This window comes from Qipengyuania soli, assembly GCF_015529805.1.
GTDB classification, from domain to species: domain Bacteria; phylum Pseudomonadota; class Alphaproteobacteria; order Sphingomonadales; family Sphingomonadaceae; genus Qipengyuania; species Qipengyuania soli.
Genome location: NZ_CP064654.1, coordinates 36,763 through 49,192, shown reverse-complemented (window position 1 = coordinate 49,192; position 12,430 = coordinate 36,763). Strand labels below are relative to the sequence as shown.

General features: G+C 60.7%; 17 protein-coding genes. 8 read left to right on the top strand and 9 right to left on the bottom strand.

Translation table 11 applies throughout. The annotated features are described in order from the left end of the window. Positions 1-70: 70 nt before the first annotated feature. The 4 genes from IRL76_RS00285 to IRL76_RS00270 are packed head-to-tail and all read left to right on the top strand — an operon-like array spanning position 71 to position 2,483. The gene (locus tag IRL76_RS00285) at positions 71-814 is read left to right on the top strand and encodes a hypothetical protein (protein ID WP_200982090.1); all 744 of its coding nucleotides are present in this window, start codon (positions 71-73) and stop codon (positions 812-814) included. Positions 815-873: 59 nt separating this feature from the next. Then, on the top strand, positions 874-1,182 hold the full coding sequence (locus IRL76_RS00280) for an alkylphosphonate utilization protein (RefSeq protein ID WP_200982088.1): 309 nt from the start codon (positions 874-876) through the stop codon (positions 1,180-1,182). Between the two features lie 6 nt (positions 1,183-1,188). Continuing rightward, positions 1,189-1,872 (top strand): hypothetical protein, encoded by a 684-nt coding sequence (locus IRL76_RS00275; protein WP_200982085.1) that lies wholly within the window; start codon positions 1,189-1,191, stop codon positions 1,870-1,872. Positions 1,873-1,913: 41 nt separating this feature from the next. Beyond that, on the top strand, positions 1,914-2,483 hold the full coding sequence (locus IRL76_RS00270; protein ID WP_200982083.1) for a lipocalin family protein: 570 nt from the start codon (positions 1,914-1,916) through the stop codon (positions 2,481-2,483). Between the two features lie 3 nt (positions 2,484-2,486). Here the strand turns inward: IRL76_RS00270 and IRL76_RS00265 are convergent, their stop codons facing one another. The 5 genes from IRL76_RS00265 to IRL76_RS00245 form a co-directional block, all read right to left on the bottom strand. Beyond that, entirely contained in the window at positions 2,487-2,936 is a 450-nt protein-coding gene (locus tag IRL76_RS00265; RefSeq protein WP_200982081.1) for a PaaI family thioesterase, read from the bottom strand. A 17-nt stretch (positions 2,937-2,953) separates the two neighbouring features. Beyond that, positions 2,954-3,334 carry an EthD domain-containing protein gene (locus IRL76_RS00260; RefSeq protein ID WP_200982079.1) on the bottom strand — a complete coding sequence of 127 codons (381 nt, stop codon included), beginning with the start codon at positions 3,332-3,334 and terminating at the stop codon, positions 2,954-2,956. Between the two features lie 79 nt (positions 3,335-3,413). Further along, positions 3,414-3,881: a RidA family protein gene (locus IRL76_RS00255; protein ID WP_246449865.1), complete on the bottom strand. Its 468-nt coding sequence runs from the start codon at positions 3,879-3,881 to the stop codon at positions 3,414-3,416. Positions 3,882-3,906: 25 nt separating this feature from the next. Continuing rightward, a complete protein-coding gene (locus IRL76_RS00250; RefSeq protein ID WP_200982077.1) occupies positions 3,907-4,251 on the bottom strand; it encodes an HPF/RaiA family ribosome-associated protein in 345 nt (114 codons plus the stop codon). A gap of 141 nt (positions 4,252-4,392) precedes the next feature. Further along, positions 4,393-5,019, bottom strand: a complete 627-nt coding sequence (locus tag IRL76_RS00245) for a dioxygenase family protein (RefSeq protein ID WP_200982075.1) — start codon at positions 5,017-5,019, stop codon at positions 4,393-4,395. Between the two features lie 178 nt (positions 5,020-5,197). On the opposite strand from IRL76_RS00245, the gene IRL76_RS00240 reads away from it, so the two are divergent. Next, positions 5,198-5,935 carry a SpoIIAA family protein gene (locus IRL76_RS00240; protein ID WP_200982073.1) on the top strand — a complete coding sequence of 246 codons (738 nt, stop codon included), beginning with the start codon at positions 5,198-5,200 and terminating at the stop codon, positions 5,933-5,935. Here IRL76_RS00240 and IRL76_RS00235 read toward each other — a convergent pair. From IRL76_RS00235 to IRL76_RS00225, 3 genes are all read right to left on the bottom strand, one after another. Then, entirely contained in the window at positions 5,932-6,513 is a 582-nt protein-coding gene (locus tag IRL76_RS00235; RefSeq protein ID WP_200982071.1) for a hypothetical protein, read from the bottom strand. The two genes, IRL76_RS00240 and IRL76_RS00235, sit on opposite strands and share 4 nt — an antisense overlap. Before the next feature lie 38 nt (positions 6,514-6,551). After that, positions 6,552-7,511: a sulfotransferase domain-containing protein gene (locus tag IRL76_RS00230; RefSeq protein WP_200982069.1), complete on the bottom strand. Its 960-nt coding sequence runs from the start codon at positions 7,509-7,511 to the stop codon at positions 6,552-6,554. 287 nt (positions 7,512-7,798) lie between these two features. Next, the gene (locus IRL76_RS00225; RefSeq protein WP_200982067.1) at positions 7,799-8,122 is read right to left on the bottom strand and encodes a hypothetical protein; all 324 of its coding nucleotides are present in this window, start codon (positions 8,120-8,122) and stop codon (positions 7,799-7,801) included. A 97-nt stretch (positions 8,123-8,219) separates the two neighbouring features. Here IRL76_RS00225 and IRL76_RS00220 point away from each other — a divergent pair, with 97 nt between their 5' ends. The 3 genes from IRL76_RS00220 (at position 8,220) to IRL76_RS00210 (ending at position 10,552) form a co-directional block, all read left to right on the top strand. Further along, positions 8,220-8,831: a DUF2726 domain-containing protein gene (locus IRL76_RS00220; protein ID WP_200982065.1), complete on the top strand. Its 612-nt coding sequence runs from the start codon at positions 8,220-8,222 to the stop codon at positions 8,829-8,831. A 111-nt stretch (positions 8,832-8,942) separates the two neighbouring features. Next, the gene (locus IRL76_RS00215) at positions 8,943-9,374 is read left to right on the top strand and encodes a hypothetical protein (RefSeq protein ID WP_200982063.1); all 432 of its coding nucleotides are present in this window, start codon (positions 8,943-8,945) and stop codon (positions 9,372-9,374) included. Beyond that, a complete protein-coding gene (locus tag IRL76_RS00210; protein WP_200982062.1) occupies positions 9,344-10,552 on the top strand; it encodes a DUF3644 domain-containing protein in 1,209 nt (402 codons plus the stop codon). The genes IRL76_RS00215 and IRL76_RS00210 overlap by 31 nt, the downstream gene beginning before the upstream one ends. A 4-nt stretch (positions 10,553-10,556) precedes the next feature. Here the strand turns inward: IRL76_RS00210 and thiC are convergent, their stop codons facing one another. Then, positions 10,557-12,398, bottom strand: coding sequence for a phosphomethylpyrimidine synthase ThiC (thiC, locus tag IRL76_RS00205; protein ID WP_200982061.1), 1,842 nt, complete (start codon positions 12,396-12,398; stop codon positions 10,557-10,559). Between the last annotated feature and the right edge of the window lie 32 nt (positions 12,399-12,430).

Sequence of the window (12,430 nt, the reverse complement as noted above, 5' to 3'; positions counted from 1 at the left end):
GCACCATTGCCTCGCCGTCCAATTAGCTGCATCCTCGAAGCATCGGGTCGCGGCCTTGGGGGAGGTCCGCATGGAAGCAAGTTTTGCTACTCGTCACGAAGGCGACAGCCGGTTCTGGGCCGCACTGTGGCTTTACATCCTACTCATCGTCCTGCTCGGATTTCGCGAGCCGGTGAGCCAGCGCTTCTTCGACGACTACCAGGAGCCCGCATCTCCCTGGTTGGTCCTGCACGTCTGGAGCTTTGCCGCCTGGCTTTTCCTGCTGGCCATGCAGGCATGGTTTGCCGCCACAAAGCGCATCGACTGGCATCGCAAACTGGGAGTTGCCATGTTGCCGCTTGCCATGGTGATGCTGGTTTCCGCAGGCACTGCCGAGTTCGCGGCCCAGAAACGTGAAGTCGCCGCCGGGCAAAGCGGCGCGTTCTCCATCGTTACCCTGACATACCTCACTACCTTTGCAGTACTTGTCCCATTTGCCTGGGCAGCGCGAAAGAATCCGCCCGCGCACAAGCGCCTGATACTCATGGCAACCGCGTCGATCTGCGCAGGTGCGCACTTGCGCACCGTTTCATCCTTCGATCCGGCTCTGTTCTGGGAGTCGCAAAGTTACTTTGCCCACCTCGCTTTCGGCTTCGGCGGATCGATGTTGCTAGTCGCGATGGGCATGGCCTGGGATCTCTATTCGCGCGGCGCGCTACATCCGGTCTACCGGGTCGGAGCGCCTATACTGTTTGCCACCTATGTGATTGCAGCGTGGTTGTACGGATCCACATGGTACTCCGAGGTATCGACCGCATTTCTCTCGACCCCGTGATGGAAAAGCGTGTGCGCATCGCCTAGGGAACCGCGCTCAGCAAAAGCAGGAGTTCGGACATGTCGGGCGGCGACGAAGAGTACGTGTATGACGAGGAAAGCGGCGAATGGCTGCCTGCAAGCGAGCTGGCTGCAAGACAGGCTGCCGAGGGACAGGTCGAAGTGCGTGACGCAGTCGGCAATCTTCTCGCCGATGGCGATGCGGTGACGCTCATCAAGGATCTCGACGTCAAGGGCGCCGGCCAGACCCTCAAGCAGGGCACGCTCATCAAATCGATCCGGCTGACCGGCGACCCGCAGGAAATCGACTGCAAGTATCCTGGCATCAAGGGGCTCGTGCTGCGTGCGGAATTTGTCCGCAAGCGCTGAGCCTGCTTGAGCATGGAGCGAGACGAGTTCAGCGAGCGACTGAAGATCGGGCCCGATTCAGAAGTTGGAGTGCATCACCGCGAGAAGGAGAGTTTTCGCGGAATCTCTACCCGGAAGAAATTGCGCATCCTGACCGCGAGCGCCGTAACCCAGGACTTCCTCGACGAGATTTGCGAACTCGAAAATCTCGAGTGGCTGACGCTCGAATGGCCAATCACTGCCGAATCTCTCGAAGGCCTGACCCGCCTGAAAAAACTCCATCGCCTCAAGCTCGATTCACCGCGCAACATCACCGATTTCACACCCCTTACCCGAATATTCGGCCTGACCCGGCTGGAAATCGAGAACGCCAAACATCTCTTTGACCTACGCTGGATCAGGCCGCTTAAGGACCGGCTCGAGATGCTCGGCCTCGACGGATCGATAAATACCACTCAGAAACTGGAAAGCCTCGATCCGTTGGACGGCTTTGCCTTTTCCGAACTGTCGCTTGTCAGCACGAGCGTGAAGGACAAGGATCTTTCCCCACTCATCACCTGTCGCAATCTCAGCCGGCTCCAGTGCGCCAAGGCGGTGTCGAATTTCGAAGGCTTTATGGCCTTGGCGGATGCGCGACCAGATATGGCCTGCCAATGGTTCGATCCCGACTGGTGGCCAGGCCGCAAATGGCGTGGTGGCCCGGCCCGCTAGTGTTCTAGGAACACCTGTTCCGCTGGCGTGTTGCCAAGGCCATGAACCGAAAGATCCTTGCTCTCACCGTCCTCTTGCCGCTGGGAATAGCTGCCGCAGGCTGCGTCGGCACGCCCGGCCCGGTAGGCAATATTGCAGTCCCTCAACCGGCCAAACCTGTGGCGCTCGATGCCTATCTCGGCAAATGGTACGAATACGGCCGCTACGAAGCCCCATTCCAAAGAGGCTGCGAAGGTGTGACCGCAGAGTACTCGCGGCGTGACGATGGGACGATCAAAGTGGTCAACTCGTGTTATCGCGACAGCCTCGACGGCAAGTTCGACCAGTCGACCGGCAAGGCAAAGGTTGTCGAGGACAGCCAGGGTGCGAAGCTGAAGGTCAGTTTCTTCGGACCGTTCTACGGCGACTACTGGGTTCTCGACCACGGTCCAACGGGGACCAATGGCCTTTACGAATGGTCGATCGTGGGTGAACCCAGTGGGCGATACCTGTGGATGCTGACGCGTGAGCCGCAACCTGACGCTGTCCTGCGCGAACTACTGCAGCGACGCGTGAAGGAACTGGGCTATGACTGGGCCCTCGTCCGACTGACCCAGCAGCCTGCGACCTGAGTGTCAGCCGGCTTTCCTCCAGCCGTGGCTGAGAAGTTTCACGGTGACCTTGCCTGTCGCCACTTCGATCCCTTCGGCATCGTGCATGGGCACCTGCGCGACGTAGGTCGCACTACCCTTGCTCTCGAGGTCGGATAGGAGCCGAGCCATTTCATCCTCGGACAGAGTGTATTCGGCAGTTACGTCGCTGGCCGCCATCCGGTGGAAGTCGACTGCGATGTCCTTGATGATCGGGAAATAACGCTCGGTATCGAGGATCGAGATGCCCGGCCCTGCCGCAACCGCCTCGGCCAAGACGCAAAATGCGCCGAGGTACATGACATCGACGTGATTGGCATTGGGGGCGAGCGGCATGAGCAGTTTCGAATGCCCGCGCCCTTCCTCCAGCCGCCGCATACCGGTGCGTTCGACGAAGGGCACGCGGTAAACTGGCTTCTCGGCTATCTCTCCCATCTACTTCCTCCCCAAACCTATCCGATCACCACGTTCTCGCTGCCGATGAATGCCCGGCTTCGCGTGAAGTCGATGAAATTGCGCTCGTCCTCGAGCAGGATGTGCGCGTGGCGGAGCCCTTCCTGGGTCGCAGTCATCGCGGCCACGGCATCTTCGCTGTCGAACCAGAGCTCGGCGACGCCGTCGTAGTCCTCGCCCTCGCCATGCGGCATATTGCGACCGTCCGCCGTCCCGTCGCCGATCGCGCTCTCTACTGTGTGGCATTGGACATATCGTTTGATGCCCAGGGCCTCACTTGCTGCCGCGACGAGCGGAGCGTGGGTTTCGCGCCAATAGCGCTGGAATTCCTCGCGGGTGAGCGAAGGCAGGCGATGGAGACAATAGGTCAGCTTGATCATGCTGCGGCGTCCTCTGTCATGGCGCATTCCGTATTTCGCCAGGCATCATGCCATAGCGATCCCGCCTCGCAAGCACAGTCTAGTCCGCGCTCCCCGCAGGTTTGTGTGCCCAGCATTCGAGTTCGACCCGCGCGCCGAGTGCCAGCCCGTTAACGCCCATGGCCGATCGGGCCGGAAAGGGCTTGGTGAAGTATTCGGCATAGATGCCGTTGAAGGTCGGCCAATCCGCCATGTCGGCCAGCATGACAGTGCACTTGATCACGTCACGATAGTTCAGGCCATGGGTCGCAAGGCGCTCGCCGAGCCTGATCATCACCCGACGCGCCTCGACCTCCATACCGCCTTTGGCGATGGTCTGCCCGTCTTCGGCCATGCCGATGTCGCCGGACAAGAACAGGATATTCCCCACCTGCACCGCATCTGAGAACGGATAGGGTAGCGTCGAAGGTGTGAAGACAGGTTCGCTCTCCTGAGCAACTGCGGGTACGGTCAGTGACAAGGCCACCGCGGCAGCGCCCAGTTTCAACGCAGTACTGCTTTCCATCATCGCCCCCTCCCAAAAAACTTTGTGGTTACATTACTTTGTCGGGCCGCGGGTCGTGGCCGTGGCGGTCGCTCTTCCCGAAGTGACGGTCGAGCCGCTGGGCCAGTGTAATCGCAGCGCGACGCGCGGCATCGTCAACGGTCGAGCCGTGCTCGGTTACCCCGATAGCCCGCCCACCGCGGGGGCGCGCCTCCAAAGTGCAGGCCTTGTCGTCATGACCGTGCGTGTGGCGATGGTCGTTGTGAAGGTGCACCTCCAGCCGGGTCAGCCGCTCTTCGAACCGTCCGAGCTTGTCGCGAACTCGCGCCTCGATGCGGCTGGCGACGTTGTCGGTGCCCATGACGCTGCTGTCGGAATTGAACTGGACCTGCATGGCTGGTGTTCCTTCTTGCCGTTCCTTGTATCAACGCCCGATATGGGGTTTCAGCCCCGTGCGCGCCAGCCGAACCCGCTGCTGCAGTGCGCCCGTTGCGCCGGGTCGTGATGCGCATGCGGCCTGTCGAAGACGCAAACTCTATCCTTCCAGCAGCACAATGTCCCAGCTGTATCGATGATCGCCCAGCGCGCTGGCGACAGATGTCGGCGCATCCGCGCCAAGCGTCTTGTAGAGCGAGTCCCGCGCGTTCGCCGCGGCATCCTCTGGGAAATACATTTGCAGCATGGCCCGCGTATTGGGTCCGATGGCGTCCATATGAATGTGCGGTGGGCGGTTGCCGATCGGGCTGTCATAGCTGCCCGGCTTGATCGTGGCCAGCTTCCAGCTGCCGTCGCCCCCGGTGGTGATCCGGGCAAAGCCCTGGAAGCCGGGGTCGAGCGGCATGATCGCGGGGTCCTGCGGATGGTCGTAGCGTCCGTGGGTATTGGCCTGCCAGATGTCGAGCTGGGCCCCGCGGATGGGATTTCCCATCTTGTCGAGCACGCGCCCGACGACCTCGATTACCTGGCCCTCCGCGCGTTTGGCGGCACCGGCAACCCGCGTCAGGTCCGCATCGGTCTCACCGCGATACCCGGCAGGATAGAACGGCCCCATTTCCGACGTTGCCGTGACCGCCTGCGCCAGCGCACGCGGCCCGGCCGCGGCCGCACCAATAACCCCAACGGCAAACGTTCGGCGCGAGATGATGTAATGATGATGGGACATGGACGCTCTCCCCCTGATGGAGTCTCGGCGGCCCGGAGGAAGGCTAACTTGCCTTGGAGTGGGAGTCTATTGCGTCCGGCCGTCGCGCATCCGTCCCGCGCAGAAAAATTTGATCGAGGACAACGACACTGACCCCGTCAGTGGAGAAATTGCAATCCGCAAGAGAAGGAGTCCCGCCATGATCGACATCGACCTGTCCCACGAAGAATTCGTGATCCTGCGGCCGAAGGGCGCGCTAAGCGAGCAGGATTTCGCGGATCTCGCAGCCGCTATCGACTCCCGGATCAACGAGACGGATCGAGTCCCCAACCTGCTGATCAGCGTCGAAGGCCTTCCCCATTGGGACAGCGTGGGAGCTCTCACCCGGCACTTCCACTTCGTGAAGGAACACCAGAAGATCGTGGAGAAGGTAGCGGTGGTGGGCGACTCGCCCCTGCTGTCGCTTGCTCCCGAAATCGCCAATCTATTCACGAAGGCGACAATCCGGCGCTTCCCTTCGCGCAAGATAGAGGACGCCAAGGCCTGGCTGCGCGCGAGTGAGGATGACCCGGGCCGCTTCGAGGTCATCGAAGGCCTGCCGCGCGATGTAATCGCCGTGCGGGCGGTTGGGATCATCACTGCACAGGACTATCACGATGTCCTTATCCCGCTGGTCGAGAACAGGCTGAAGGATCACGACAAGCTCAAGCTGCTGTTCGTGATGGGAGATGACTACACGACATTTTCGGGCGATGCGGCGTGGGAGGACACGAAATTCGACCTGCGCCATGTCAGGGATTTCACACGCATCGCAATGGTAACAGACGTTCCGTGGCTGGTTCGCACCGCCAGGATATTCCGGCCGATCGTGCCCTACACTTTCGAAGTCTTCCCGATGGAGAAGCTCGAGGAAGCGAAGGACTGGATCAAGCGCTAGGGCGTGTTGCTGTCTCTTGGCGTCAGTTTCGCACCCCAGTCGATGCGTGCGAGGAGGACGAGCCCCGCCAGCATCGCCACCTGAAGCGCGATACCCAGCGGGCTGCTGATCTCCTCGCGCAGGACCTCTCCCATGCTTGTCGATCGGATGCTCTGGGCGGTCAGACCGTAGAATGCGTAGGACATGACCCGCCCTGTGAAGAAGGCGACTGTGAAGGGCAGCAGGCGCAGGCGCGCCAATCCGGCCGCCTCGAACAATTGTGCCGAGGGTACGGGCGAGATCGCGAACAGTCCGAGGGCCAACAGCGTGTTGCGACGACGCGCCTCCAGCATTTGCCGGGCCGCGGTGAGATTGGCCTTGGTCTTCACCGACAGGAATCGCGTGCCCAGCGCCCGCGTGGCATGGCCGAGGAGGAACCGCCCGCTCGCCGCCGCCACCGCCGCCAGTCCGACCAGCGGAGCAAGTTCGAGATCGCTGTTGAAGGCGTACAGCGCGATGATCGACCATGTTGGCGGCCCGAAGGCGGGCAGCAGGTTCACGCCGAATACGAGTGCGAAGAAGATGAGGTATTCGGCCATCCGCCAGACCTAGCAGCTATTCGCTGTGCGCACGTGGCTCAATCGGGCAACTCGCGCGGATCGCCGGCGACCAGCCTGCCGCCCTCGCACCATGCGGCGAGCGAAGGGCTGAACTCGGCGGCGACCATGCGGTCGTAATCGGCGAGGTCCTGAGGGTCGTAGACATCGCGCCAGCGGCCGTTGGTGCCCTTGTTGATGAAAGTATCGCCACCGCCCTTCCAGATGTTCACCGCATTGGGCAGCAGGTCGCCGGACTTCTTCTTCATCGCATCGAACCCCGCCGCTTCGACCAGTTCGGGCCACAGGGTTTCGGGGATGTCGATCCCGAGGAATCCGGCGATCCTTCGCATCTCGCCCTCGCGATCGGCCTTGAGGTCGTTGAAATGGACCAGCAGGACGTTCGGATCGCGCCGCGCGGCCCAGAAGCTGTTCTCCATCACCCAGTAGTTCGCACCCTCGTCGCCCATCGCGTTTTCCCAGCCATGCAGCCAGTCATGGAAGTGCTGGCCCGGCCCGCCCTCGGGCACGAAGGGGACGTGCTCGCCGCCGAACTTGGGATCCTCGCGATTCAATTCCTCCATCCGCTCGACCGTGAAAGGGGTGTAATGAAGCTTGTGGTTGTAGAGGCTCATCGCTGCATCGCGCCCGTCGCGCGCGACGTGGATGAACTTCACTCCCTCGTAGACCGGCAGCGCATCGAACGGCAGGTGCGACTTGAGGAAGCGCCGGTGCGTCTGCGATTCCCCCAGCGCGATCATTGCGCCCGGCGGCGGCATGCGGAAATCGGGCCAGGGCGAGCTGTCCTGCACCGGAAAGGGCGCGGCGCTGCCGAAGACCAGCGAGCCGACGATGCGCTGCGTCCAGGTCGTCCCGCACTTGGCATAGGTGGAGATGACGATGTCGTCGCTGCGTACGGGAAAGTCGTCCCATCCTGCGCTGTCGAAGATGAGCGAACGAACGTGGCGCGTGGCCGGACGGACCAGTCGAGCTTGCTGCATGGCGGCTTTCCCCTCCCCCGAGTGAATGCATGGCGCGGCCCGTTTTTCGCATCATAACGAGGCTCGCCGCAAGCGACAGGGGCAATTGCGGGTAGGCGAATGTGTCACCCGCAGGTGGAACAGGTGGAACACGGTCCAGAAGAAATTCCGCGCCTTCCGTGACTCTGGAGCGCAAAAGCGTGACCCTGCGCAGCGGATTGTCACCCTCCCCGCGCGAGCCGTCACCCGACGAGGCCCGCCCGTCACCCTGCGCGCGCTGAAAGCGTCACCGCGAGGCCGCACCGCCGTCACCTGCTGCGCGCCCGCCTGTCACCCTTGGCAGGGCTCGGCAGGGGCCGCTTGTCGAGCAGCGGATGGACCGGCTTGCGTCCCCGCCGCGAGGAGGCCTTGCGCTTCGCCGCCACCTCCATCGCCATGTCCCAGTACTCGGCAAACCGCGGCGCCCGCGCGCGCAGGCGATAGGCCGCCTGCCGGCTCATCCCCACGGCCCGCGCCGAAGCCGCCACCTTGCCCGAGCGCCCGAGAAGCTTGAGAAAGATTGAGGCCTTCTCCCCCGTCCAGCGGGTGTTGTCGGGCTTCGGGCGAGCAGGAGGGGGTGCGGGATGGTCCATCCGGCGAGCTTAGGCACGGATGGAGGGGTGTAGGAAAGAAATAACCTGTTCTTCCAACGGCAATTGCGACTAGGTTTCTGAATCGGGAGGCCGAATCATGGTCGAAGAGCTATTCTCCAAAGTATTGAGCAATCCGCTTCTTGTTTTCTTGTTCGTCGTTGTGGCGGTCGTGTTCGTTGCGAAGGAGATATCGGGCGGCGGCAAGAAGCGATATTATCGGAAGCGCCGAGGTGGTTATCGACCCGAACAGAAAGTCATGCCGCAGGCGGGCGAAGACCCCGCGCTGGCCTCGGCGGCGGACCAGTTGCGCACGGTCATGGGCGCGGACTTCAAGTCGCGCGCCTTGCTCAACCGGCCCGAGGCAGCGGTGTTCAAGGCGCTCGACGAGGCGGTGATCGCCCGCAATCCGAAATGGCAGGTGATGGCGCAGGTCTCGCTAGGTGAGTTCCTCTCCTCCCCCAACCGCAGCGCCTATTTCGCAGTCAACTCGAAGCGCGTCGATTTCGCGCTGATGGACGAGAAATGCTGCGTGCGCCACGCTCTCGAATACCAGGGCAACGGCCACCACCAGGGCAACGCCGCCGCCCGCGACGCGGTGAAGAAGGAAGCACTAAGGAAAGCGGGGATCGGGTATCACGAGGTCGTCGCAGGGCATACAACGCCGAGTGAACTCAGGGCGCTGGTGGAGAAGCTGGTTCCCGGGGAATAGCATTTGATCCACGACGTCGACCGCCCCTCAAGCCACGCAGACTGGGAAGAAATCAACTGATAACTGTATTAAGTTCTCAATCGACTCTCTAATTGATGATAGAATCACAAAATGGCCGATATTAAATATGTCTGGAATCAACGAGCGATCCCGGTAGTCATCCGGCGAACGAAGAAGGGTGAGAAGCATCGACTTCGGATGCCATTTAGTGCAATCAATCGTGATTGGCTTCGAAACGATAGGCGTGATCGGCCAGTCTGGCTATCAGATGGTAAATACTGGGAGATCCCGAAAGCTTGGTTCAACGACTTCGTTGAGCGAAGCCTCAAGCGATTTGGCCAAGTATGGATTATTCAACCCTACCGAGAAAGCGAAGTTTGTGCCCCCGCTTGCATGAAGGCTCAAGGCCACGAATGTCAGTGTTCGTGCATGGGCGCCAATCACGGCGTTGAAAACGATGGCTCATGGTTTGAGGTATCGGAAGCATTTGCAGTGCGCTGGAACCGGGAAGAATGGGCAGCGAGGCTTCTGAGGGCGAAATGAAAACCGCATCACTTACCGACCACGAGAAACGCATAGCGAAGAGATTGCTTGAGGACGGTAATACATACCAGGACGTTCAGCAGCTCATCAACACCGGCAGAATGCCTACAATAAATCCGGGGCGCCTTGCTGGCTGGAAAGACTGGGAAATCGAAGCAACCTCAGAGGTCGACGTCAAACGATATAGATATGAGAAATCACTAGTCGATCTTAAGAGCGGACTTTCTCCCATAGACGATGAAAGGCTCTACCGTGCCAGAGAGGCGATGATTGCCGCTGTCGAAATATTCAACAGCCCAGCTATGTTATTCAAAGTTCAAATTTTCCCTGTTTTAAGTCAGGTAGCTTGGACTTATTTGTTACACGAGTATTATGATCGAAGGGGTGTCGAGATCATCGACGCCAATGGCAATTCTTTGCTTCTCGGCCAGATGCTTAACAGAGACGATTGTCCGCTTGAAAGCGAGGTAAAGAAGAATTTGATCGCAGTTAAAACGTTGCGGGACAACGTTGAACACAAGCTTTTGGCATCAATTGGGAGAACTTATTGGCCTCTTTTTCAGGCAAATTGCCTCAACTTCGATCAGGCTATCAGAAAACTATTCGGCGACAATACCGGTCTTCGAGACAGTCTTTCAATCTCACTTCAATTTTCAAAAATGGACATCGATCAGCTTAAAGAACTACAAGCCTACGATCTTACGCCTCAAATTGAAGCGATTGACCAAGCAATATCTGATGCAGCCGGACTTAATGGCAGTGAGGGCACGAACTACAAATTCAAGGTCAGCTATCATTTCGAGAAAGCGACAAAGGGGGAGTCGCATATTGTATTTTCTGAGAACAACCCAGACGGAAACTCCAAGAAGAACGTACTGACGCAGAAGGTTGTCGGTGATGAGCTGTGGCCCTTCAAACCTAAAGATGTCGTTGCGAAGGTTCGCCAACGGGGCGCCCCAACTTTTAATGCTCACCACCATCAACTGGCATGGAAGAAATTCGGTGCGCGGCCACGTGGAAAGGCAAAGAACCCCGCAGACTGCAAGAAGGATTATTGCCATTATCATGCAGCCCATCAAGACTACACCTACTCGCAAAAGTGGGTCGATCTGTTGATTGGCATTGCTTCTGACCCGACCGAATTTGACGCTCTCAAAAAATATAAGCCAAAAGCGTAGGCTCTTATTCGTCCGGCAAATACAACTCGTTGCCCTTCTCCGCGTACACCTCGCTCATCTTCTCCATCCCCGCTTCTGCATCCTCCACCGGCACCGTCGCCGCCAGATAGCTGTCCGAGTTCTGCTTCGCCGCGAAGTCGCGCACTTCCTGGGTGATCTTCATCGAGCAGAACTTGGGCCCGCACATGGAGCAGAAGTGGGCGGTCTTGGCGCCTTCGGCGGGGAGGGTCTGGTCGTGGTATTGCTCGGCCGTGTCGGGGTCGAGGCTGAGGTTGAACTGGTCGCGCCAGCGGAATTCGAAGCGGGCCTTGCTCAGCGCGTCGTCGCGGACCTTGGCGGCCGGATGGCCCTTGGCGAGGTCGGCGGCGTGGGCGGCGAGCTTGTAGGTGACCACGCCCACCTTCACGTCGTCGCGGTCGGGCAGGCCGAGGTGTTCTTTGGGCGTCACGTAGCAGAGCATCGCGGTGCCGAACCACCCGATCATCGCCGCGCCGATGCCGCTGGTGATGTGGTCGTAGCCGGGCGCGATATCGGTGACGAGCGGCCCAAGGGTGTAGAACGGCGCCTCGCCGCAGCTTTCCAGCTGCTTGTCCATGTTCTCCTTGATCTTGTGCATCGGCACGTGGCCGGGGCCTTCGATCATCACCTGCACGTCCTGTTCCCAGGCGCGCTTGGTCAGTTCGCCCAGCGTGTAGAGCTCGGCGAACTGCGCCTCGTCATTGGCGTCGGCGATGGAGCCGGGGCGCAGGCCGTCGCCGAGCGAATAGGCGATGTCGTAGGCCTTCATGATCTCGGTGATCTCGTCGAAGCGTTCGTAGAGGAAGCTCTCCTTGTGATGCGCGAGGCACCATTTCGCCATGATGCTGCCGCCACGGCTGACGATGCCGGTGACGCGTTTGGCGGTCATCGGGACATAGGGCAGGCGCACGCCGGCGTGGATGGTGAAGTAGTCGACGCCCTGCTCTGCCTGCTCGATCAGCGTGTCGCGAAAGATCTCCCAGGTGAGGTCCTCGGCAATGCCGCCGACCTTTTCCAGCGCCTGGTAGATCGGGACGGTGCCGATGGGGACGGGGCTGTTGCGGATGATCCATTCGCGCGTGTCGTGGATGTTGCGGCCCGTCGAAAGGTCCATCACCGTGTCCGCGCCCCAGCGGATCGACCAGACCATCTTGTCGACCTCGCTCGCGACGTCCGACGCGACGGCGGAATTGCCGATGTTGGCGTTGATCTTGACGAGGAAGTTGCGACCGATCGCCATCGGCTCGGCTTCCGGGTGGTTGACGTTGGAGGGGATGATCGCCCGGCCCCGCGCCACCTCGTCGCGGACGAATTCCGGCGTCACGTATTCGGGGATCGCTGCGCCCCACGAATTGCCCTCGACTTCGCGGCGGATGAATTCGCGGCCGAGGTTCTCGCGCTCGGCGACGTATTCCATTTCGGGCGTGATGATGCCGCGGCGGGCGTAGTGCATTTGGCTGAGGTTCGCGCCCGGCTTTGCCCGCAGCACGGTCTTCGCGACATTCGGAAAGGCCGGGACGCCGCCCGAACGATCGGGGCCGAGCTGGCCATTGTCTTCGGGCTTCACTTCGCGCGCGGCATATTCCTCGACATCGCCGCGGGCGAGCTGCCATTCGCGGCGCAGCTGCGGCAGGCCCTTGCGGATGTCGATCTGCGCGGCCGGGTCGGTATAGGGGCCGGAGGTGTCGTAGACCCGCACGCTCGGCTCGCCGCCCTCGAGGTCGATCTCGCGCATGGCAACGCCGAGCTTGCCGACATGAATCTTGCGGCTGCCGCGAATGGGCCCGGTGGTGACGCCGATGTCGAATTGCGAGTTGATGTCGGCCATGCGTATTCTCTCCAGATGGCGGAGAGCGGAAT

Excerpts from the sequence above, each read along its gene's own strand:
- IRL76_RS00240 (WP_200982073.1), top strand. The coding sequence starts at position 5,198 with ATGATCGACATCGACCTGTCCCACGAAGAATTCGTGATCCTGCGGCCG.
- IRL76_RS00260 (WP_200982079.1), bottom strand. The coding sequence starts at position 3,334 with ATGATCAAGCTGACCTATTGTCTCCATCGCCTGCCTTCGCTCACCCGC.
- IRL76_RS00270 (WP_200982083.1), top strand. The coding sequence starts at position 1,914 with ATGAACCGAAAGATCCTTGCTCTCACCGTCCTCTTGCCGCTGGGAATA.
- thiC (WP_200982061.1), bottom strand. The coding sequence starts at position 12,398 with ATGGCCGACATCAACTCGCAATTCGACATCGGCGTCACCACCGGGCCC.
- IRL76_RS00245 (WP_200982075.1), bottom strand. The coding sequence starts at position 5,019 with ATGTCCCATCATCATTACATCATCTCGCGCCGAACGTTTGCCGTTGGG.
- IRL76_RS00255 (WP_246449865.1), bottom strand. The coding sequence starts at position 3,881 with ATGATGGAAAGCAGTACTGCGTTGAAACTGGGCGCTGCCGCGGTGGCC.
- IRL76_RS00265 (WP_200982081.1), bottom strand. The coding sequence starts at position 2,936 with ATGGGAGAGATAGCCGAGAAGCCAGTTTACCGCGTGCCCTTCGTCGAA.
- IRL76_RS00210 (WP_200982062.1), top strand. The coding sequence starts at position 9,344 with ATGGGCAGCGAGGCTTCTGAGGGCGAAATGAAAACCGCATCACTTACC.
- IRL76_RS00215 (WP_200982063.1), top strand. The coding sequence starts at position 8,943 with ATGGCCGATATTAAATATGTCTGGAATCAACGAGCGATCCCGGTAGTC.
- IRL76_RS00285 (WP_200982090.1), top strand. The coding sequence starts at position 71 with ATGGAAGCAAGTTTTGCTACTCGTCACGAAGGCGACAGCCGGTTCTGG.
- IRL76_RS00280 (WP_200982088.1), top strand. The coding sequence starts at position 874 with ATGTCGGGCGGCGACGAAGAGTACGTGTATGACGAGGAAAGCGGCGAA.
- IRL76_RS00250 (WP_200982077.1), bottom strand. The coding sequence starts at position 4,251 with ATGCAGGTCCAGTTCAATTCCGACAGCAGCGTCATGGGCACCGACAAC.
- IRL76_RS00220 (WP_200982065.1), top strand. The coding sequence starts at position 8,220 with ATGGTCGAAGAGCTATTCTCCAAAGTATTGAGCAATCCGCTTCTTGTT.
- IRL76_RS00230 (WP_200982069.1), bottom strand. The coding sequence starts at position 7,511 with ATGCAGCAAGCTCGACTGGTCCGTCCGGCCACGCGCCACGTTCGTTCG.
- IRL76_RS00235 (WP_200982071.1), bottom strand. The coding sequence starts at position 6,513 with ATGGCCGAATACCTCATCTTCTTCGCACTCGTATTCGGCGTGAACCTG.
- IRL76_RS00225 (WP_200982067.1), bottom strand. The coding sequence starts at position 8,122 with ATGGACCATCCCGCACCCCCTCCTGCTCGCCCGAAGCCCGACAACACC.